This is a genomic window from Citrobacter sp. T1.2D-1, from assembly GCF_950098555.1.
GTDB lineage: Bacteria > Pseudomonadota > Gammaproteobacteria > Enterobacterales > Enterobacteriaceae > Citrobacter_A > Citrobacter_A telavivensis.
Window position 1 is genome coordinate 334,118 of the sequence record NZ_CATNHH010000023.1, and the last position, 21,580, is coordinate 355,697.

The 21,580-nt window shown below is 56.6% G+C and carries 14 protein-coding genes; 10 read left to right on the top strand and 4 right to left on the bottom strand.

What is annotated here, in order from left to right:
• Positions 1-11: 11 nt before the first annotated feature.
• Positions 12-593, bottom strand: a complete 582-nt coding sequence (gene dcd / locus QQZ17_RS17800) for a dCTP deaminase (protein ID WP_043000174.1) — start codon at positions 591-593, stop codon at positions 12-14.
• A gap of 91 nt (positions 594-684) precedes the next feature.
• Positions 685-1,326, bottom strand: coding sequence for a uridine kinase (udk, locus tag QQZ17_RS17805; protein WP_042318055.1), 642 nt, complete (start codon positions 1,324-1,326; stop codon positions 685-687).
• A 326-nt stretch (positions 1,327-1,652) separates the two neighbouring features.
• On the opposite strand from udk, the gene QQZ17_RS17810 reads away from it, so the two are divergent.
• Positions 1,653-4,982, top strand: coding sequence for a diguanylate cyclase (locus QQZ17_RS17810; protein WP_152403676.1), 3,330 nt, complete (start codon positions 1,653-1,655; stop codon positions 4,980-4,982).
• On the opposite strand, the gene alkA is transcribed toward QQZ17_RS17810, so the two are convergent.
• The gene (gene alkA, locus QQZ17_RS17815) at positions 4,950-5,819 is read right to left on the bottom strand and encodes a DNA-3-methyladenine glycosylase 2 (RefSeq protein ID WP_152406293.1); all 870 of its coding nucleotides are present in this window, start codon (positions 5,817-5,819) and stop codon (positions 4,950-4,952) included. The two genes, QQZ17_RS17810 and alkA, sit on opposite strands and share 33 nt — an antisense overlap.
• Positions 5,820-5,955: 136 nt before the next feature.
• Between alkA and yegD the strand changes: the two genes are divergently transcribed.
• The gene (gene yegD, locus QQZ17_RS17820; protein ID WP_152403674.1) at positions 5,956-7,308 is read left to right on the top strand and encodes a molecular chaperone; all 1,353 of its coding nucleotides are present in this window, start codon (positions 5,956-5,958) and stop codon (positions 7,306-7,308) included.
• A gap of 98 nt (positions 7,309-7,406) precedes the next feature.
• Here yegD and QQZ17_RS26490 read toward each other — a convergent pair whose 3' ends face one another.
• Positions 7,407-7,520 (bottom strand): type I toxin-antitoxin system Ibs family toxin, encoded by a 114-nt coding sequence (locus tag QQZ17_RS26490; protein ID WP_152403671.1) that lies wholly within the window; start codon positions 7,518-7,520, stop codon positions 7,407-7,409.
• Positions 7,521-7,744: 224 nt separating this feature from the next.
• On the opposite strand from QQZ17_RS26490, the gene QQZ17_RS17825 reads away from it, so the two are divergent.
• From QQZ17_RS17825 to yegS, 8 genes are all read left to right on the top strand, one after another.
• The gene (locus QQZ17_RS17825; RefSeq protein WP_152403669.1) at positions 7,745-8,992 is read left to right on the top strand and encodes an MdtA/MuxA family multidrug efflux RND transporter periplasmic adaptor subunit; all 1,248 of its coding nucleotides are present in this window, start codon (positions 7,745-7,747) and stop codon (positions 8,990-8,992) included.
• Entirely contained in the window at positions 8,992-12,114 is a 3,123-nt protein-coding gene (gene mdtB / locus QQZ17_RS17830; protein ID WP_152403667.1) for a multidrug efflux RND transporter permease subunit MdtB, read from the top strand. Before QQZ17_RS17825 ends, mdtB begins: the two co-directional genes overlap by 1 nt.
• On the top strand, positions 12,115-15,195 hold the full coding sequence (gene mdtC, locus QQZ17_RS17835; protein ID WP_152403665.1) for a multidrug efflux RND transporter permease subunit MdtC: 3,081 nt from the start codon (positions 12,115-12,117) through the stop codon (positions 15,193-15,195).
• A complete protein-coding gene (gene mdtD / locus QQZ17_RS17840) occupies positions 15,192-16,604 on the top strand; it encodes an MFS transporter (protein ID WP_152403663.1) in 1,413 nt (470 codons plus the stop codon). The genes mdtC and mdtD overlap by 4 nt, the downstream gene beginning before the upstream one ends.
• On the top strand, positions 16,604-18,007 hold the full coding sequence (gene baeS, locus QQZ17_RS17845; protein ID WP_152403662.1) for an envelope stress sensor histidine kinase BaeS: 1,404 nt from the start codon (positions 16,604-16,606) through the stop codon (positions 18,005-18,007). The genes mdtD and baeS overlap by 1 nt, the downstream gene beginning before the upstream one ends.
• Positions 18,004-18,726: an envelope stress response regulator BaeR gene (gene baeR / locus QQZ17_RS17850; RefSeq protein ID WP_152403659.1), complete on the top strand. Its 723-nt coding sequence runs from the start codon at positions 18,004-18,006 to the stop codon at positions 18,724-18,726. The genes baeS and baeR overlap by 4 nt, the downstream gene beginning before the upstream one ends.
• Positions 18,727-18,893: 167 nt before the next feature.
• Positions 18,894-20,255: a prephenate-dependent tRNA uridine(34) hydroxylase TrhP gene (gene trhP, locus QQZ17_RS17855; RefSeq protein WP_152403657.1), complete on the top strand. Its 1,362-nt coding sequence runs from the start codon at positions 18,894-18,896 to the stop codon at positions 20,253-20,255.
• A 396-nt stretch (positions 20,256-20,651) separates the two neighbouring features.
• Complete coding sequence (gene yegS / locus QQZ17_RS17860; protein ID WP_152403655.1) at positions 20,652-21,551, top strand: lipid kinase YegS; 900 nt, start codon at positions 20,652-20,654, stop codon at positions 21,549-21,551.
• Positions 21,552-21,580 lie beyond the last annotated feature (29 nt).

The window sequence follows — 21,580 nt, forward strand, 5'->3', positions numbered from 1 at the left end:
ATGGATTAGACTCAGTCTTTATCAATCCGGCTGGCGACAGCACCCTGCTGATCGCGATACTTCGCATCTTCACGACGGTTGTACGGTCGAAGCGCAGGCCCCGAAAGCGGCTCGAAGCTCAACGCGCCGATCAGCATTCCCGGGCGCAGCGCCAACGGTAATTTACCGGAATTATAGAATTCCAGCACAATACAGCCGGACCAGCCCGGATCGATACGGTGCGCGGTCACATGGACCATCAAACCGAGGCGCGCCAGTGAAGAGCGGCCATCCAGCCAACCCACCAGATCCGCCGGCAAAGTCACCGACTCATAGGTCACCGCCAGCGCCAGTTCACCCGGATGCAGGTAAAATGCGTCACCTTCAGCCAGTACGATCTCGTCGCTCATCACGCGATCCAGCGCGGCGCTCACTTCCGCTTTTGGCCCGCTGAGATCGATAAAAGCAGCGGTATGTCCACTAAATGTACGAAATTTATTGCCCAGGCGCACATCCACCGTCGCACCATTAATGCGCTCAACGGGCGGACGCGGGTTGATCGACAAACGGCCTTCATCAAGCCAGGCTTCAATATCTCGGTCACACAGACGCATGGCACTTTCTCCTTTCGTGCATCGGGCACTTAACGCATTGTGCATTAAGGGCAAACCAGGTTATCACTGAACGGTACACAATTCGCCGGGCTTATTCAAAGAACTGACTGATTTTCGCTTTCAGAATATCGATAGCGATGCGATTTTTCCCACCACGCGGCACGATAATATCAGCGTACTGTTTAGACGGTTCAATAAATTGCAGGAACATCGGACGCACGGTCTTCTGATACTGCGCCATCACGGAATCCATCGAACGACCGCGTTCATTAACATCACGTTTGATACGGCGCATCAGACAGATATCCAGCGGGGTATCGACAAAAATGGAGAAGTTCATCTCTTCACGCAGGCGCGCGTCGGTCAGTAGCAAAATCCCTTCAAGAATGATGACTTTCTTGGGTTCAACGCGAACCGTCTCTTTCATGCGGGTATGTTCAACATAGCTGTAAACCGGCAACTCGATCGCCGAACCCCGTTTAAGGGCCTGCAGGTGCTGAAACAGCAGACTGTGATCCATCGCGTTCGGATGGTCGTAGTTGGTTTTGACGCGTTCTTCCATCGACAGATGGCTTTGATCTTTGTAATAGCTGTCTTCGGGAATAACGCCGATATGTTCGTCACCGACTTGTTCACGCAACTCGCGATAAAGGGTACTGGCAATAAGACTCTTGCCGGAAGCCGATGCGCCAGCGATACCGATAATGACGCACTGATGAGACTGATCAGTCATAAATTTAGCGACCTGAATAACCTGGTTAGGAAGGACGACGCCGCACGGGCGTCAAACGCGGCAATTATAGGGATTTCAGCCGGACGATACCAGTCGAGATAGCAGGGAGCGTATTTAGCCCCCAATGATTCCCTGTCGCAAATTTATTTGTTCAGATTTGGAGCAACTCGCGGAATTAACCCGATTTCGCAGTAATTAATCGCCATATAATGTCAAATTATGAGCAACTGGGATATAAATTGTAAATTGTTTGTACTAGCATAAACAGAGATTACTACGATGCGTCCGGGCGTTCCGCGACGTTCCGGACACTCGGATACAGGGTAATGAGTAAACAATTCCAACATGTTTTAGTTACCTTGCCGCATCCTCTGCTGCGCGTCGTCAGTTTAGGGCTGACGGCTTTTATTTTTACCCTTTTCTCGCTGGAATTATCACAGTTTGGTACCCAGCTCGCCCCGCTCTGGTTCCCGACGTCTATCATGATGGTGGCCTTTTACCGTCATGCCGGGCGCATGTGGCCGGGCATTGCGCTTGCCTGCTCGCTGGGGAGCATTGGCGCATCGCTGGTCCTGTTTCCCCCCAGCGCGCTGAATTTTACCTACACGGCGATCAACATCATTGAAGCCGCCGTCGGCGCAATGCTATTGCGTAAGCTGCTCCCCTGGTACAACCCATTACAGAATCTCAATGACTGGCTACGTCTCGCCTTCGGCAGTGCGGTTATCCCGCCGTTGTTGGGCGGAATTCTGGTCTGGATGTTGTCTGCGCACGAAACGCCGCTGAAAGCGTTTCTGATTTGGGTCCTGTCGGAATCCATTGGTGCCCTGGCGCTGGTGCCGTTGGGCTTATTGTTCAAACCGCACTACCTGCTGCGCCACCGCGATCCGCGCCTGCTCCTTGAGACGCTGCTGACGCTGACGGTGACCTTAGTCCTGAGCTGGTTCGCCATGAAGTATGTTCCATGGCCCTTCACATTAGTGATCGTGTTACTGATGTGGAGCGCCGTGCGCTTACCGCGGATGGAGGCATTTCTCATTTTTCTCGCCACCGTCATGATGGTGTCAATGATGATGGCATCCGATCCGTCGCTGCTGACCACCCCCAAAGTGCATGTGATGAACAACCTGCCGTGGCTGCCGTTCTTAATGATTCTCTTACCGGCGAACATCATGACCATGGTGATGTATGCTTTTCGCGCCGAACGTAAGCACATTACGGAAAGCGAAGAGCGTTTTCGCAACGCGATGGAGTACTCGGCGATCGGCATGGCGCTGGTTGGTACGGAAGGGCAATGGCTGCAGGCCAACAAAGCGTTATGTCAGTTTCTTGGCTATAGCCAGGATGAATTACGCTCACTGACCTTTCAGCAACTCACCTGGCCGGAAGATCTGGATAACGATCTGGAACAACTCACGATGCTGGTGTGCGGCGACATTAATAGCTATTCAATGGAGAAACGCTATTACACCCGCGCAGGCGAGGTCGTCTGGGCGCTGCTGGCCGTTTCGCTGGTCCGCCATCCTGATGGCACGCCGCTTTACTTTATTGCCCAAATCGAAGATATCAACGATCTCAAACATACCGAATGGGTCAACAAACGGCTGATGGAACGCATCACGCTGGCCAATGAAGCCGGCGGCATCGGGATCTGGGAGTGGGAACTGCAACCCGACGTCATCAGTTGGGATAAGCGCATGTTCGAACTGTACGATGTCCCCGCCCACGTTAAGCCTACCTGGTCGGTCTGGTACAATTGTGTGCTCCCGGAAGATCGCGAGCATGCAGAAAAGGTGATTCGTGACTCATTAGCCGCGCGCCTGCCCTTTAAGCTGGAATTCCGGATTGCGGTCAACGATGGCATCCGCCATATCCGCTCGCTGGCGAATCGGGTGTTAAATAAAGATGGCGAAGTCGAACGACTACTCGGCATCAACATGGACATGACGGAAGTGAAGCAGTTGAATGAAGCGCTGTTTCAGGAAAAAGAGCGTCTGCACATCACGCTGGACTCCATCGGCGAAGCGGTGGTGTGTATTGATGTCGACATGAAGGTCACCTTTATGAACCCGGTCGCTGAGAAGATGAGCGGCTGGCAGCAGGAGAATGCCATTGGCATCCCGCTGTTGACGGTGTTGCGGATCACCTTTGGTGATAACGGCCCGTTGATGGAGAACATCTACAGCGCCGATATGTCCCGTTCCGCCATCGAACAGGATGTGGTTCTCCATTGTCGCAACGGCGGCAGTTACGATATTCACTACAGCATTACCCCACTCAGCACGCTGGACGGCGGCAATATCGGTTCGGTGCTGGTGATTCAGGACGTCACCGAGTCGCGCAAGATGCTGCGCCAACTGAGCTACAGCGCCACCCACGACGCCCTCACCCACCTGACCAACCGGGCCAGTTTTGAAAACAAACTGAAGCAACTGCTGCAAACCGAGCGCAATTCGCATCAGCGTCACGCACTGGTCTTTATCGATCTTGATCGCTTTAAAGCGGTGAACGACAGCGCCGGTCACGCGGCGGGCGATGCGTTGCTGCGCGAACTGGCGCAACTGATGCTTAGCATGTTGCGTTCCAGCGACGTGCTGGCGCGGTTGGGTGGCGATGAGTTCGGACTGCTGCTGCCGGAGTGTAATATTGAAAGCGCGCGCTTTATCGCCACGCGGATCATTAACGCCGTCAACGATTACCACTTTATGTGGGAGGGCCGCCTGCACCGCATTGGTGCCAGCGCCGGGATTACGCTTATCGACGAAAACAACTGTCAGGCGGTTGAGGTAATGTCGCAGGCGGATATCGCCTGTTATGCCTCTAAAAATGGCGGACGTGGTCAGGTGACCGTGTATGAACCACAGCAGGAACTGGCGCATCACGAGCGCGCGATGATGTCGCTGGATGAGCAGTGGCGGATGATTAAAGATAACCATTTGCTGATGGTCGCCCGCGGTGTGGCGTCCCCGCGCATTCCCGAAGCGAGCAATTTCTGGCTGATCTCGCTGCGCCTGTGGACCAGCGAAGGGGAAGTCATGGAAGAACAGGCCTTCCGGGCCAGCTTAGTCGATCCGGCGCTCAACCATGCGTTAGATCGCCGCGTACTCCATGAGTTTTTTCATCATGCAGCTCCGGCAGTTGCCAGTAAAGGATTCAGCGTCGCCCTGCCCCTTTCCGCTGCCGGGTTGACCAGCGCAACGCTTATCGATGAGATCCTGGATCAACTGGAGCAGAGCACCCTGCCGGGACGCCTGCTGCATCTGATGGTGCCTGCAGAAGCGCTGTTGCTGCATCCGCAGGAGAGCGCCTCGGCACTCCAGAAATTACGTCAGGCAGGTTGTCACATTATTGTGAGTCAGATTGGCCGCGATCTGCAGATCTTCAATCTGATGACCAAAAGCATGGCGGATTACCTGCTGCTCGACAGTGATCTGAGCACCAGCATTCACGGCAATATGATGGATGAAATGCTGGTGTCGATTATTCAGGGTCACGCCCAGCGTCTGGGCATTAAAACCATCGCCGGGCCGGTGCAAACGCCGATCGTCATGGATACGCTATCGGGCATTGGTGTCGATCAGATTTATGGCGACATCATCGCCGAAGCGCAGCCGCTGGATCTGCTACTCAATACCAGTTATTTCGCTATCAACTGACGGCTGCCATCCCTCGGTATACCAGATATGTAATAACGCGTAGGAGCGCCAGGGTTTCCAGCGCTCCGCATAGCGACGGATTTGCGCGGGGGTCATCCCCGGAAAACGCTGCTTGATCAGATAGTCGTCAGGCAAAAACACATCCTTCGCCTGCCAGCCGCGCAGGGCAAAATAGCTTGCTGTCCAGCGGCCTATTCCCGGAAATTCCTGTAGCGTTTTAATCCCCTGTTCGATATCTTCCGGCGGCTGGGTTATCAGTGTTCCATCCCGCGCGACCTGCGCCAGATGGATGAGCGCGTTGGCGCGCATCAGCGGCATACCCAACGTTTTCAACTCCAGCGGATCGGCTGCGGCTAACCGTTCAGGGGTCGGAAAGCAGACGTACTGCGGTGCGTCCGCTAACACGTCGCCATATAAACGTGCGACTTTCGACGTCAGCTTTGCCGCCATCGCCACACTCACCAGTTGGCCCAGAATCGCACGAACACCCTGCTCAAAGGCGTCCACCGAACCCGGCAGGCGCAGCCCCGGACGCGCCGCGCCCAGTTCACCTAAAACATGGCCTATCTGCTGAGGTTTACAGCGCAGGTCGAAGAGTCGTTCCATTTTTTCAAGACAGATATCCGCGACCGGCAGCAGCCCTTCGCTCAGCGTGACCTGAAGCGTGTGAGTTACCGTGTCGGGGACGACGGTGATGATTCCCGTGTGCTGACCTATTGCCAGACTCCGCGTGTAGCGTAACGCCTCTACCGTTTCCACACCGCTGACCGCACGAGCGGCAAGAAAACCTAAAATCCATGACCAGTCATACGGCGGCTGCCAGCTCAGGGTAAACATCATCTTCTCCTTTTTCTGCAAACCTTCAGCATAAACGCTATTCAGGCGTTGTGCTTTGCTTTCATATTCCAGTTGTCGCGACGACGACATTTCGCTAAAGTCACGCCCCTTCTTCACTGGCATGGGGATTTCTAAGGTGTTTATTGGATTTGATTACGGTACCGCTAACTGCTCTGTCGCCGTCATGCGCGACGGCAAGCCGCAACTGCTGAAAATGGAAAACGGCAGCACGCTGCTGCCCTCCATGCTTTGCGCGCCGACGCGTGAATCGGTGAGCGAATGGCTCTACCGCCATCATGATGTGCCGACACCGGACAATGAAACGCAGGCGCTGCTGCGCCGGGCCATTCGTTTTAATCGCGACGAGGACATTGACGTTCACGCCAGCAGCGTACAGTTTGGCCTGTCATCGCTTGGGCACTATATTGACGACCCGGAAGAGGTGTACTTTGTTAAATCGCCGAAATCCTTCCTCGGCGCCAGCGGGCTGAAGCCGCAGCAGGTCGCGCTGTTTGAAGATTTAGTCTGCGCAATGATGCTGCATATCCGTCAACAGGCGCAAAACCAGCTCCCTGAAACCATCACCCAGGCGGTCATTGGACGTCCTATTAACTTCCAGGGATTAGGCGGCGATGAAGCAAACCGCCAGGCGCAGGGCATTCTGGAGCGTGCGGCAAAACGAGCCGGATTCCAGGATGTCGTTTTCCAGTATGAGCCCGTCGCGGCTGGGCTGGACTACGAAGCGACATTGCAGGAGGAAAAACGTGTCCTGGTGGTAGACATCGGCGGTGGTACCACCGACTGTTCGCTATTGCTGATGGGGCCGCAGTGGCATCACCGCGCCGACCGCGAGTCCAGCCTGCTCGGGCACAGCGGCTGTCGTGTTGGCGGGAACGATCTGGATATCGCGCTGGCATTTAAACACCTGATGCCGCTGCTCGGAATGGGAGGCGAAACGGAAAAAGGGATCGCCCTGCCAGTACTGCCCTGGTGGAATGCGGTGGCTATCAACGATGTCCCGGCGCAAAGTGATTTCTACAGCAGCGCCACGGGCCGCCTGCTGAACGACCTGGTGCGCGATGCCCGCGAACCGGAACAGGTGGCACTGCTGCTGAAAGTCTGGCGTCAGCGTCTCGGCTATCGTCTGGTCCGCAGCGCTGAAGAGGGCAAAATTGCACTGTCCGCCCAGCCCGAGATAAACGCAACGCTCCCGTTTATCCGTGACGATCTGGCAACCGTTATTAGTCAGCAGGGACTGGAGAGCGCGCTGGAACAGCCGCTCACCCGAATTCTGGAACAGGTGCAACTGGCGCTGGATAACGCCCAGGAAAAACCGGAGGTCATCTATCTGACCGGCGGTAGCGCCCGCTCGCCGCTGATCAAAAAAGCGCTGACCGCCAAACTGCCGGGCATTCCCGTTGCCGGAGGCGATGACTTCGGTTCCGTCACCGCCGGTCTGGCCCGCTGGGCTGAGGTGGTATTCCGCTAAACGCCTCGCATGCTGAATGCGGATGGATTGACATTCCTGTTTGTGTGGCTTAACGTCAGGAGTGAGGGCAAGGGAGGGTTACCCCTCCCCCTGGTATCTTAGTAAGTGTGGAAACTGATCACTAAGAGTATCACCAGTATGATGACTAGCCTCATCATAACCCTTTCCTTATTTTGGCCCCTTCCTCGGGAGGGGCTTTCCCGTTCCAGCATCCTGCTGAAATCCGTGGCTTACCTCCTTTTTGCCGTGCCGCCACTGTAGCGCACAATTTTACATACGTTTTATTCGACGATGATTGCTGCGTAGCGCCTCGCAAAGCGCGCCGCCATTCGGATGAATCCGTACCGGGTTTCATAATTCCTCCATTTTTCTCCCTTGATGGCTGACTAAACTAGTATCATTCCGTGAAACGTTTCAGGATGAGAAACTCATAACGATGAAAGGCAGTAACAAATCCCGCTGGACGATCGCCATCGTGGTGGTCATCGCCGCCATCGCCGCATTCTGGTTCTGGCAGAACCGTAGTGAACCGCAGAGCACAGCGCCCGGCGCAACCGGGCAAGCGAAGCCAACGGCTGGCGCAGGTCGTCGCGGCATGCGCTCGGGCCCACTCGCGCCGGTTCAGGCCGCGACCGCCACGGAGCAGGCTGTTCCTCGCTATCTCTCCGGACTGGGCACGATTACCGCTGCCAACACCGTCACCGTGCGTAGCCGCGTGGATGGACAACTGCTGGCGCTTCATTTTCAGGAAGGACAACAGGTTAAAGCCGGTGACCTGCTGGCGGAGATCGATCCCAGCCAGTTTAAAGTGGCGCTGGCACAGGCGCAGGGCGTCCTGGCGAAAGACAAAGCCACCCTCGCCAACGCGCGGCGCGATCTGGCCCGTTACCAGCAACTGGTCAAAAGCAATTTAGTCTCCCGCCAGGAGCTGGATGCCCAGCAGGCGCTGGTGAGCGAATCCGAGGGCACGATTAAGGCCGATGAGGCCAGCGTCGCCAGCGCGCAACTGCAACTCGACTGGAGCCGCATCACCGCGCCGGTCGATGGTCGCGTCGGTCTGAAACAGGTCGATGTCGGCAATCAGATTTCCAGCGGCGATACCACCGGCATTGTGGTGATTACTCAAACACATCCCATCGATCTGGTGTTCACCCTGCCAGAAAGTGACATCGCCACCGTGGTACAGGCACAAAAAAGCGGACAGCCGCTGGTGGTTGAAGCCTGGGATCGGACCAACTCGAAAAAGCTCAGCGCGGGTGTGCTGCTGAGTCTGGATAACCAGATCGATGCCACCACCGGAACGATTAAAGTGAAGGCTCGCTTTGATAATCAGGATGACGCGCTGTTCCCGAACCAGTTTGTCAATGCCCGGATGCTGGTCGACACTGAACAAAACGCCGTGGTGATCCCGACCGCCGCTCTGCAAATGGGCAACGAGGGTCACTTCGTCTGGGTGCTGAACGATGAAAATAAGGTCAGTAAGCATCTGGTTAAAACGGGCATTCAGGACAGCCAGAGGGTGGTGATCAGCGCCGGGATTTCGGCAGGCGACCGCGTCGTTACCGATGGGATTGACCGCCTGACGGAAGGGGCGAAGGTGGAAGTGGTGGAAGCACAGACCGCCACCACAACCGATGCAAAAGCCACCAGCCGCGACTACGGTAAGAAAGGAGCACGCTCCTGATGCAGGTGTTACCTCCGAGCAGCACAGGCGGCCCGTCGCGCCTGTTTATTATGCGTCCTGTCGCCACCACGCTGCTGATGGTGGCAATTCTTCTCGCCGGGATCATTGGCTATCGTTTCCTGCCCGTCTCTGCGCTGCCAGAGGTGGACTACCCCACCATTCAAGTGGTAACGCTGTATCCTGGCGCCAGCCCGGACGTGATGACCTCTGCGGTTACCGCGCCGCTGGAACGGCAGTTTGGTCAGATGTCTGGTCTGAAGCAGATGTCGTCGCAAAGCTCCGGCGGCGCATCGGTGGTGACCCTCCAGTTCCAGTTGACTCTGCCGCTGGATGTGGCCGAGCAGGAAGTTCAGGCGGCCATTAACGCCGCCACCAATCTGCTGCCGAGCGACCTGCCAAACCCGCCGGTCTACAGTAAAGTCAACCCTGCCGATCCGCCGATCATGACGCTGGCGGTGACGTCCACCGCCATGCCAATGACTCAGGTGGAAGACATGGTAGAAACCCGCGTAGCGCAGAAGATCTCTCAGGTCTCCGGCGTCGGGTTAGTGACGCTCTCCGGCGGTCAACGCCCGGCGGTCCGCGTGAAGCTCAATGCGCAGGCCATTGCCGCGCTGGGCCTGACCAGCGAAACCGTCCGTACGGCGATTACCGGGGCGAACGTCAACTCCGCCAAAGGCAGCCTCGATGGCCCCACCCGGGCGGTCACGCTCTCGGCAAACGATCAGATGCAGTCCGCCGACGAATACCGCCAGCTTATCATTGCTTATCAAAATGGTGCGCCGGTTCGTCTTGGTGACGTCGCCACCGTTGAACAAGGGGCGGAAAACAGCTGGCTTGGCGCATGGGCAAACAAAGAACAGGCCATAGTGATGAACGTCCAGCGCCAGCCTGGCGCTAACATCATCTCAACGGCAGACAGCATTCATCAGATGCTACCACAGCTCAAAGAGAGCCTGCCGAAGTCGGTGAACGTAACGGTACTGTCCGATCGCACCACCAATATCCGCGCCTCGGTGAGCGACACCCAGTTCGAGTTAATGCTGGCCATCGCGCTGGTCGTGATGATCATCTATCTTTTCCTGCGCAATATTCCCGCCACCATTATTCCTGGCGTCGCCGTCCCGCTGTCGCTGATCGGGACCTTTGCGGTGATGGTGTTTCTCGATTTCTCTATCAACAATCTGACGCTAATGGCGCTGACCATTGCCACTGGCTTTGTGGTGGATGATGCGATCGTGGTTATCGAAAACATTTCGCGTTACATCGAAAAAGGGGAAAAACCGCTGACGGCCGCGCTGAAGGGGGCTGGCGAAATCGGCTTTACCATTATTTCGTTAACCTTCTCGCTGATTGCGGTCCTGATCCCGCTATTGTTCATGGGCGATATTGTGGGGCGCCTGTTCCGCGAATTTGCCGTGACGCTGGCAGTGGCGATTTTAATCTCCGCCGTGGTGTCGTTAACCCTGACGCCGATGATGTGCGCCAGAATGCTGAGCCAGGAGTCATTGCGTAAGCAAAACCGCTTCTCCCGCGCGTCGGAAAAAATGTTTGACCGCGTGATTGCGGGCTACGGACACTGGCTGGCGAAAGTGCTGAACCATCCGTGGCTGACGCTGAGCGTGGCGCTGGGCACCCTGCTGTTAAGCATCATGCTGTGGGTGTTTATTCCGAAAGGCTTCTTCCCTGTCCAGGATAACGGCATCATTCAGGGCACGCTACAGGCACCGCAGTCCAGTTCCTTTACCAGTATGGCCCAGCGCCAGCGCCAGGTGTCGGATGTGATTCTGAAAGATCCGGCGGTTGAGAGCCTGACCTCCTTTGTCGGCGTCGATGGTACCAACCCGTCGCTGAACAGCGCGCGTCTGCAAATCAACCTGAAGCCGCTCGACGAGCGTGACGACCGCGTCCAGAAAGTGATCGCCCGTTTGCAGGACGCGGTGGCAAGAGTGCCGGGCGTCGATCTGTATCTGCAACCGACGCAGGATCTGACGATTGATACCCAGGTGAGTCGCACGCAGTATCAGTTCACTCTACAGGCCACCTCGCTGGATGCCCTCAGCACGTGGGTGCCGCAATTGATGGAAAAACTGCAAGCGTTACCACAGCTTTCTGACGTCAGCAGCGACTGGCAGGACCAGGGCCTGGTGGCGTATGTGAATGTCGATCGCGACAGCGCCAGTCGGCTGGGGATCAGCATGGCGGATGTCGATAACGCGCTGTATAACGCCTTCGGTCAGCGCCTGATTTCCACTATCTACACCCAGGCGAATCAGTATCGCGTGGTGCTGGAACACGATACCGAAAACACGCCTGGGCTGGCGGCGCTGGATTCAGTCCGTCTGACCAGCAGCGACGGCGGCATGGTACCGCTCAGCGCCATCGCTAAAGTGGAGCAGCGCTTTGCGCCGCTCTCAGTCAATCATCTGGATCAGTTCCCGGTCACCACCATCTCGTTTAACGTTCCGGACGGTTATTCGCTGGGTGATGCGGTCCAGTCGATTCTGGACGCCGAAAAAACGCTGAATCTGCCGGTAGATATCACCACTCAGTTCCAGGGCAGCACCCTCGCCTTCCAGGCAGCGCTAAGCAGCACTATCTGGCTGATTGTTGCGGCGGTGGTGGCGATGTATATCGTGCTCGGCGTGCTGTATGAAAGCTTTATTCATCCGATCACCATTCTCTCAACGCTGCCCACGGCGGGAGTCGGGGCGCTGCTGGCGCTGATGATTGCCGGTAGCGAACTGGGCGTTATCGCCATCATCGGCATTATTTTGCTGATCGGCATCGTGAAGAAGAACGCCATCATGATGATCGACTTTGCCCTTGCCGCTGAGCGCGAACAGGGGATGGCGCCGCGCGAGGCGATTTTCCAGGCCTGTCTGCTGCGCTTTCGTCCGATCCTGATGACCACACTGGCGGCGCTGCTGGGCGCCCTGCCGCTGATGCTGAGTACGGGTGTGGGGGCGGAACTGCGCCGTCCGCTGGGGATCGGCATGGTAGGCGGCTTACTGGTCAGCCAGGTTCTGACGCTTTTCACCACCCCGGTTATCTATCTGCTGTTTGACCGCCTGTCGCTGTATATGAAAAACCGCTTCTCTCACCGGAAAGAGGAGGCGTAAATGAGGTTTTTCGCCCTCTTCATTTACCGTCCGGTGGCGACGATTTTAATCTCCCTCGCCATCACCCTGTGCGGCGTGCTGGGCTTTAGACTGTTGCCCGTTGCCCCGCTGCCGCAGGTCGATTTTCCGGTGATCATGGTCAGCGCGTCGCTGCCGGGTGCCTCGCCAGAGACGATGGCGTCATCCGTAGCCACGCCGCTGGAGCGCTCGCTGGGCCGCATTGCCGGGGTCAGTGAGATGACCTCAAGCAGTTCGCTGGGCAGCACGCGCATCATTCTGCAGTTTAACTTCGATCGCGATATCAACGGCGCAGCGCGGGATGTACAAGCGGCGATTAACGCTGCGCAAAGTCTGCTGCCAAGCGGGATGCCAAGCCGTCCCACCTACCGCAAGGCGAACCCGTCCGACGCGCCGATTATGATTCTGACGCTGACATCAGAAACGTATTCACAGGGTGAGCTGTACGACTTCGCCTCAACCCAACTGGCGCAGACCATCGCGCAAATCGATGGCGTCGGCGATGTTGATGTGGGGGGGAGTTCGCTGCCCGCCGTGCGCGTTGGGTTGAATCCGCAGGCGCTGTTTAACCAGGGCGTCTCGCTGGATGACGTGCGCACGGCCATCAGCAACGCTAACGTGCGCAAACCGCAGGGCGCGCTGGAAGATACCACGCATCGCTGGCAGATCCAGACCAATGACGAACTCAAAACGGCGGCGGAATATCAGCCTCTGATTATTCACTATAACAATGGCGGTGCCGTACGGCTGGGCGATGTCGCCACGGTGACGGATTCGGTGCAGGATGTACGCAACGCCGGGATGACCAACGCCAAACCGGCGATTTTGCTGATGATCCGCAAGCTGCCGGAAGCCAACATTATCCAGACGGTCGACAGCATCCGGGCCAGACTCCCGGAATTGCAGTCCACCATCCCGGCCTCGATTGATATGCAAATCGCCCAGGACCGCTCGCCAACCATTCGCGCTTCACTGGAAGAGGTCGAACAAACGCTGATCATTTCTGTGGCGCTGGTCATTCTGGTGGTCTTTTTATTCCTGCGCTCCGGACGCGCCACGCTGATCCCTGCCGTGGCGGTTCCGGTTTCGTTAATTGGCACCTTTGCCGCGATGTATCTGTGTGGGTTCAGCCTCAATAACCTGTCGCTGATGGCGCTAACCATCGCCACCGGATTTGTGGTCGATGATGCCATCGTGGTGCTGGAAAATATCTCGCGCCATCTGGAAGCCGGAATGAAACCCTTGCAGGCCGCGCTTCAGGGGACGCGAGAAGTCGGCTTTACCGTGCTGTCCATGAGCCTGTCGCTGGTCGCGGTGTTCTTGCCGTTACTGCTGATGGGCGGGCTGCCGGGGCGATTACTGCGTGAATTTGCCGTCACGCTGTCGGTGGCAATTGGTATTTCACTGCTGGTTTCGCTCACGCTCACCCCGATGATGTGCGGCTGGATGCTGAAATCCAGCCAGCCGCGGGAGCAGAAGCGGCTGCGCGGATTTGGCCGCATGCTGGTCGCGCTGCAACAGGGCTACGGTAAGTCGTTGAAATGGGTGCTCAACCATACGCGACTGGTCGGCGTGGTGCTGCTCAGCACCATTGCGCTGAATATCTGGCTCTACATTTCGATCCCGAAAACTTTCTTCCCGGAGCAGGACACCGGCGTACTGATGGGCGGGATTCAGGCCGATCAGAGCATCTCGTTCCAGGCGATGCGCGGCAAGCTCCAGGACTTTATGAAGATCATTCGCGACGACCCGGCGGTGGATAATGTCACCGGGTTTACCGGCGGCTCACGGGTCAACAGCGGGATGATGTTCATCACCCTTAAGTCCCGCGACGAACGTCGGGAAACCGCGCAACAGGTGATTGACCGCCTGCGGGTGAAACTGGCAAAAGAGCCAGGCGCCAATCTGTTTCTGATGGCGGTACAGGATATTCGCGTCGGCGGACGCCAGTCCAATGCCAGCTACCAGTACACGCTGCTGTCAGACGATCTGGCCGCGCTGCGCGAATGGGAACCGAAGATTCGTAAAGCCTTAGCCGCTCTCCCCCAACTGGCGGACGTCAATTCAGATCAACAGGACAACGGGGCGGAGATGAATCTCATCTACGATCGTGAAACCATGTCGCGACTGGGCATTGACGTGCAAGCGGCTAACAGCCTGTTGAACAACGCCTTTGGTCAGCGGCAAATCTCCACCATCTATCAGCCGATGAACCAGTATAAAGTGGTGATGGAAGTCGATCCACGCTACACCCAGGACATCAGCGCGCTGGAGAAAATGTACGTCATTAACAGCGACGGCAAAGCGATTCCGCTCTCCTGGTTTGCCAAATGGCAACCGGCGAACGCGCCGCTGTCGGTGAACCATCAGGGCCTGTCGGCGGCGTCCACCATCTCCTTCAACCTGCCAACGGGCTCCTCGCTGTCAGAAGCCAGTGATGCCATTCATCGGGCGATGACCCAGCTTGGCGTACCGTCCACCGTGCGCGGCAGTTTTGCCGGTACCGCGCAGGTTTTCCAGGAAACGATGAATTCCCAGGTTATCCTGATCATTGCCGCGATTGCCACGGTCTATATTGTGCTCGGTATGCTGTACGAAAGTTACGTTCATCCGCTGACCATCCTCTCCACCCTTCCCTCGGCTGGGGTGGGCGCGCTGCTGGCGCTGGAGATTTTCGATGCCCCGTTCAGCCTAATCGCCCTGATAGGGATCATGCTATTAATTGGCATCGTGAAGAAAAACGCCATCATGATGGTCGATTTTGCGCTGGAAGCGCAAAGGCATGGCAACCTCACCCCGGAGCAGGCGATTTTCCAGGCCTGTCTGCTGCGCTTTCGTCCGATAATGATGACCACGCTGGCCGCGCTGTTTGGCGCGCTGCCGCTGGTGCTTTCCGGCGGCGACGGTTCTGAACTGCGCCAGCCGCTGGGGATTACCATCGTCGGCGGTCTGGTGATGAGCCAGTTGTTAACGCTTTACACCACTCCAGTGGTGTACCTCTTTTTCGACCGTCTGCGGCTGCGTTTTTCGCGTAAACACCGTAAACCGATAACAGAGACATGACAGAACTTCCCAACAGCACCCGCTGGCAACTGTGGATTGTGGCATTCGGCTTTTTTATGCAGTCGCTGGATACCACCATCGTCAATACCGCGCTTCCCTCGATGGCAAAAAGCCTCGGGGAAAGCCCGTTGCATATGCACATGGTCGTGGTCTCGTATGTGCTGACCGTGGCGGTCATGCTCCCTGCCAGCGGTTGGCTGGCGGACAAAATCGGCGTGCGGAACATTTTCTTCACCGCCATTGTGCTGTTTACCCTGGGCTCGCTGTTCTGCGCGGGCTCCAGCACGCTGAATGAACTGGTCATGGCGCGGGTGTTGCAAGGCATCGGCGGAGCCATGATGGTGCCGGTCGGTAGGCTGACGGTGATGAAAATTGTCCCGCGTGAGCAGTACATGGCGGCGATGACGTTTGTCACACTGCCGGGCCAGATTGGTCCGCTGCTCGGCCCGGCACTGGGCGGGATCCTCGTGGAATACGCCTCCTGGCACTGGATTTTCCTGATCAATCTCCCGGTCGGAATCATTGGTGCTATCGCCACGCTGATGCTGATGCCCAACTACACCATGCAAACCCGGCGCTTTGACCTCTCGGGTTTTCTGCTGCTGGCGGCAGGGATGGCGGTCCTGACCATCGCGCTGGACGGCAGCAAGGGAATGGGGATTTCGCCACTCGCCCTCGGCGCGCTGGTGGCGTGCGGTGTGGCGGCCATTTTATTCTATTTGGTACATGCCAAAGGTAATCCGCGGGCGCTGTTCAGCCTCCACCTGTTTCGCACGCCGACCTTCTCGCTGGGGCTGTTCGGCAGTTTCGCCGGGCGCGTCGGCAGCGGCATGTTGCCCTTTATGACGCCGGTCTTTTTGCAAATCGGTCTTGGCTTCTCCCCGTTTCACGCCGGGTTGATGATGATCCCCATGGTGCTCGGCAGTATGGGCATGAAACGTATTGTCGTGCAGGTGGTTAACCGCTTTGGCTATCGGCGGGTGCTGGTGACCACCACGCTTGGGCTATCGGTGGTGACCCTGCTGTTTATGTCCACCGCCCTGCTTGGCTGGTATTACCTGCTGCCGCTGGTGCTGTTTGTTCAGGGCATGGTCAACTCGACGCGTTTCTCCTCCATGAACACCCTGACCCTGAAAGATCTGCCGGATGAATTAGCCAGCAGCGGGAACAGCCTGTTGTCGATGATTATGCAACTCTCGATGAGTATCGGTGTTACCGTCGCCGGGTTGCTGCTAGGGATGTTCGGGCAGCAGCACATGACGGTCGATAGCGGAACATCCCATACCGTCTTTATGTACACCTGGCTGTGTATGGCTTTTATCATCGCCTTGCCCGCCGTGATCTTTGCTCGCGTCCCGAATGATACCCACAAAAATGTCGTCATTGCGCGACGTAAAAGGAGAACCTGATGAAGCTCTGGCGACCCGGTATTACCGGCAAACTGTTTCTGGCGATTTTCGCCACCTGCATCGTACTGTTGATCAGTATGCATTGGGCGGTGCGCATCAGCTTCGAGCGAGGGTTCATTGATTACATTAAGAACGGCAACGAACAGCGCCTGACCATGCTCAGCGACGCGTTAGGCGAACAGTACCAGTTGCACGGCAACTGGCGCTTTCTGCGCAATAATGAACGCTTTGTGTTCCAGATCCTCCGCTCATTTGAACATGACAACGACGATGACAAACAGGGGCCCGGTATGCCGCCGCACGGCTGGCGTACTCAGTTCTGGGTGGTGGACCAGGATGCCCATGTGATGGTCGGCCCGCGCGGCCCGGTTCCCAAAGACGGCACGCGGCGTCCCATTCTGGTGAACGGCCTTGAGGTCGGCGCGGTGATCGCCTCCCCCGTCGAACGCCTGACGCGTAACACCGACATCAATTTCGATAAACAGCAGCGGCGTACCAGTTGGCTTATCGTCGCGCTCTCGACGTTGCTGGCGGCGCTGGCGACCTTTCCACTCGCGCGCGGACTGCTGGCCCCGGTCAAACGTCTGGTTGAAGGCACGCACAAACTGGCTGCGGGGGATTTCACCACCCGTGTTACCGCCACCAGTGCCGATGAACTGGGCAAACTGGCGCAGGACTTCAACCAGCTCGCCAGTACGCTGGAAAAGAATCAGCAGATGCGTTGTGACTTTATGGCCGATATCTCGCACGAGCTGCGCACACCGCTGGCGGTCCTGCGCGGTGAACTGGAGGCGATTCAGGATGGGGTGCGAAAATTCACGCCGGAATCGGTAGCCTCGTTACAGGCGGAAGTGGGTACGCTGACCAAACTGGTCGACGATTTGCACCAGCTTTCGATGTCTGACGAAGGCGCGCTGGCCTATCAAAAAACCTCCGTCGATTTAATCCCGCTACTGGAAGTGGCAGGTGGCGCATTCCGTGAACGTTTTGTCAGTCGTGGGCTGACGTTAGAATTTTCCCTGCCCGATAGCGTGACCGTGTTCGGCGATCGCGATCGCCTGATGCAGTTATTCAACAACCTGCTGGAAAACAGCCTTCGTTACACAGACAGCGGCGGCGGATTGCGCATCAGCGCAGAACAGCGAGACAAACGCGTCCTGATCACCTTTGCCGACTCCGCGCCGGGGGTCAGTGACGAGCAACTTCAGAGACTGTTTGAGCGATTCTACCGCACCGAAGGTTCACGCAACCGCGCCAGCGGAGGCTCCGGTCTGGGGCTGGCAATTTGCGTCAACATCGTCGACGCGCATAATGGTCACATCCACGCAGCCCATTCGCCTTTTGGCGGGGTTAGCATTACAGTAGAGTTACCGCTGGAACGCGATTTACAGAGAGACGTATGACTGAGTTACCCATTGATGAAAACACACCACGCATCCTGATTGTGGAAGATGAACCCAAGCTGGGACAGTTACTTATCGACTATCTGCGTGCCGCAAGCTATGCCCCGACGCTGATTAGCCATGGCGATCGGGTTCTGCCCTATGTGCGCCAGACCCCGCCGGATCTGATCCTGCTGGACCTGATGCTGCCGGGTACCGATGGCCTGACCCTGTGTCGAGAGATCCGCCGCTTCTCCGAAGTGCCTATTGTGATGGTCACCGCCAAAATTGAGGAGATAGACCGCCTGCTGGGGCTCGAAATCGGCGCGGATGATTACATCTGCAAGCCTTATAGTCCGCGTGAAGTGGTCGCCCGCGTGAAGACCATTCTGCGCCGCTGCAAGCCACAGCGTGAACTACAACAACTGGACGCTGAAAGCCCGCTTGTCGTCGATGAAAGCCGCTTCCAGGCCTCCTGGCGCGGTAAAATGCTTGACCTGACGCCTGCGGAATTCCGCTTGCTCAAGACCCTGTCTCACGAGCCGGGAAAAGTGTTTTCCCGCGAACAGTTGCTGAATCATCTCTACGATGATTACCGCGTGGTGACGGATCGCACCATCGACAGCCACATCAAAAACCTGCGTCGCAAGCTGGAAGCGCTCGACGAAGAGCAGTCATTTATCCGCGCGGTGTATGGCGTCGGGTATCGCTGGGAAGCGGACGCATGCCGGATTGCCTGAGGCTGTAGCGCAAATTGCGGCCCGATAACGCAACACTTATCGGGCCAGGCGTTTTCCTTTACCTCCCTGCCCCGCAGCGCTACAATGCCCGCCCTTAAAGTGAGGACTCTCCTCTAGCCGCTTCATCAGGTGAAGCGGATCTGACCTGTCATCAGAACGAGAAAATTATGTTTAAACCGGAACTCCTTTCCCCGGCGGGAACGCTGAAAAATATGCGTTACGCTTTCGCCTATGGCGCAGATGCCGTCTATGCGGGCCAGCCACGTTACTCTCTGCGCGTGCGCAATAATGAATTCAACCACGAGAATCTACAGCTCGGCATTAATGAAGCCCATGAGCTGGGTAAAAAATTCTACGTGGTAGTGAATATCGCGCCGCATAACGCGAAGCTGAAAACCTTTATCCGCGATTTGAAGCCGGTGGTGGAAATGGGTCCGGATGCCCTGATCATGTCTGACCCGGGGCTTATCATGCTGGTGCGTGAAAACTTCCCGGAGATGCCAATTCACCTCTCCGTCCAGGCCAACGCCGTAAACTGGGCCACGGTAAAATTCTGGCACTCGATGGGGCTGACCCGGGTGATTCTGTCTCGCGAGCTGTCGCTGGAAGAGATTGAAGAGATCCGCAATCAGGTGCCGGAGATGGAGATTGAGATCTTCGTTCACGGCGCGCTGTGCATGGCCTACTCTGGCCGCTGCCTGCTCTCTGGCTACATCAATAAGCGCGACCCGAACCAGGGCACCTGCACCAATGCCTGCCGTTGGGAATACAACGTGCAGGAAGGCAAAGAAGATGTGGTCGGTAACATCGTTCACAAATACGAGCCGATCCCGGTACAAAATGTGGAGCCGACGCTGGGTATCGGTGCGCCAACCGATAAAGTGTTTATGATTGAAGAGGCCCAGCGTCCGGGTGAATACATGACCGCGTTCGAAGACGAGCACGGCACCTACATCATGAACTCGAAAGATCTGCGCGCCATCGCCCACGTTGAACGCCTGACACAGATGGGCGTGCATTCGCTGAAAATCGAAGGCCGTACCAAATCCTTCTACTACTGCGCGCGTACCGCACAGGTTTATCGTAAAGCAATTGACGACGCCGCTGCCGGCAAACCGTTTGATCCACAGCTGCTGGAAACGCTGGAAGGCCTGGCGCATCGTGGCTACACCGAAGGTTTCCTGCGTCGCCACACTCATGACGATTATCAAAACTACGAATATGGTTACTCGGTTTCCGAGCGTCAGCAGTTCGTGGGCGAGTTTACCGGTGAGCGGAAAGGCGACCTCGCCGCCGTGGCGGTGAAGAACAAATTCTCCGTTGGCGACAGCCTGGAACTGATGACCCCGCAGGGCAACGTTAACTTCACGTTAGCGCAGATGGAAAACGCCAAGGGCGAGCCGATGCCGGTAGCGCCTGGTGACGGTTATACCGTATGGATCCCTGTTCCGCAGGATCTGATGCTGGATTATGCGCTGTTAATGCGCAATTTCTCCGGCGAATCGACGCGTAATCCGCACGCTAAATAGTTAATCAGGGTTATTTTTTCACGCCAGGATGAATCTTAGAAACCGATCACATACCGCTTCGTTCTTTAAGGGTATTATCCATTTCGCTGAAAAACATAACCCATAAATGCTAGCTGTACCAGGAACCACCTCCTTAGCCTGCGTAATCTCCCTTACGCAGGCTTATTTTTTTGCTGCCTGAATCGCGGTACTGATGCGTTGGCTGCACTCACTCACCCTAGTCACATAGTAATTCTATGCTCCCAGGGATTCGTTCATTTGCCGCCTTTCTGTACCGCGATTTAGTTTGCAAAAATAGTATATTGTGTGCGTATTTTAGTCCTGTTCTGACCTCCTCCTTTCGTTTCTGCTATACACTTTCTTCAAGTCTTTCAAAAACAAACAGGCAAAAAAGGAATGGATCATGTCCCGTCCAGCGTATTGATTCTGAATGGTAAAAGTGCAGATAACCCCGTATTGCGGGAAGCCATTGGGCTGCTCCGCGACGAAGGGGTTGAGATTCACGTTCGCGTCACCTGGGAAAAAGGCGATGCTGAACGTTATGTTGAAGAAGCCCGCCGTCTGGGCGTTGAAACGGTGATCGCGGGCGGCGGTGACGGCACGATTAACGAGGTGTCGACAGCCCTGATTCACTGTGAGGGTCCCGATATTCCGGCACTCGGCATCCTGCCACTGGGCACCGCCAACGATTTTGCCACCAGCGTCGGGATCCCTGTTGAGCTGGATAAGGCGCTGAAGCTGGCGATTGTCGGCAACGCCATTGAGATTGATATGGCGCAGGTCAACGATAAAACCTGTTTTATCAATATGGCCACCGGCGGCTTTGGCACACGTATCACCACTGAGACACCGGAAAAACTGAAAGCCGCGCTGGGCGGCGTGTCATACATCATTCACGGCCTGATGCGCATGGATACGCTTAAGCCAGATCGCTGCGAAATCCGTGGCGAAAACTTCCACTGGCAGGGTGACGCGCTGGTGATTGGAATTGGTAATGGACGTCAGGCTGGCGGCGGACAGCAGTTGTGCCCGAATGCGTTGATCAACGACGGTCTGCTGCAACTGCGGATTTTTACCGGTGAAGAAATCCTCCCCGCGCTGTTTTCCACCCTGAAACCGCAGGAGGAGAATCCCAATATCATCGATGGTGCCTCCGCCTGGTTTGCTATCCGGGCCCCGCATGACATCACCTTTAATCTGGACGGCGAACCGTTGAGCGGACAGGAATTTCATATCGAAATTCTGCCCGCCGCCTTGCGGTGTCGGTTGCCGCCGGATTGTCCTTTACTTCGCTGAAATCATCGTAGACAGTCCTCTCCCGCTGC

What these genes read in the sequence shown, in the direction of transcription:
- mdtC (WP_152403665.1), top strand. Translation starts at nt 12,115, where the DNA reads ATGAGGTTTTTCGCCCTCTTCATTTACCGTCCGGTGGCGACGATTTTA.
- mdtD (WP_152403663.1), top strand. Translation starts at nt 15,192, where the DNA reads ATGACAGAACTTCCCAACAGCACCCGCTGGCAACTGTGGATTGTGGCA.
- baeS (WP_152403662.1), top strand. Translation starts at nt 16,604, where the DNA reads ATGAAGCTCTGGCGACCCGGTATTACCGGCAAACTGTTTCTGGCGATT.
- mdtB (WP_152403667.1), top strand. Translation starts at nt 8,992, where the DNA reads ATGCAGGTGTTACCTCCGAGCAGCACAGGCGGCCCGTCGCGCCTGTTT.
- trhP (WP_152403657.1), top strand. Translation starts at nt 18,894, where the DNA reads ATGTTTAAACCGGAACTCCTTTCCCCGGCGGGAACGCTGAAAAATATG.
- alkA (WP_152406293.1), bottom strand. Translation starts at nt 5,819, where the DNA reads ATGTTTACCCTGAGCTGGCAGCCGCCGTATGACTGGTCATGGATTTTA.
- yegS (WP_152403655.1), top strand. Translation starts at nt 20,652, where the DNA reads ATGGATCATGTCCCGTCCAGCGTATTGATTCTGAATGGTAAAAGTGCA.
- baeR (WP_152403659.1), top strand. Translation starts at nt 18,004, where the DNA reads ATGACTGAGTTACCCATTGATGAAAACACACCACGCATCCTGATTGTG.
- udk (WP_042318055.1), bottom strand. Translation starts at nt 1,326, where the DNA reads ATGACTGATCAGTCTCATCAGTGCGTCATTATCGGTATCGCTGGCGCA.
- QQZ17_RS17810 (WP_152403676.1), top strand. Translation starts at nt 1,653, where the DNA reads ATGAGTAAACAATTCCAACATGTTTTAGTTACCTTGCCGCATCCTCTG.
- QQZ17_RS17825 (WP_152403669.1), top strand. Translation starts at nt 7,745, where the DNA reads ATGAAAGGCAGTAACAAATCCCGCTGGACGATCGCCATCGTGGTGGTC.
- dcd (WP_043000174.1), bottom strand. Translation starts at nt 593, where the DNA reads ATGCGTCTGTGTGACCGAGATATTGAAGCCTGGCTTGATGAAGGCCGT.
- QQZ17_RS26490 (WP_152403671.1), bottom strand. Translation starts at nt 7,520, where the DNA reads ATGCTGGAACGGGAAAGCCCCTCCCGAGGAAGGGGCCAAAATAAGGAA.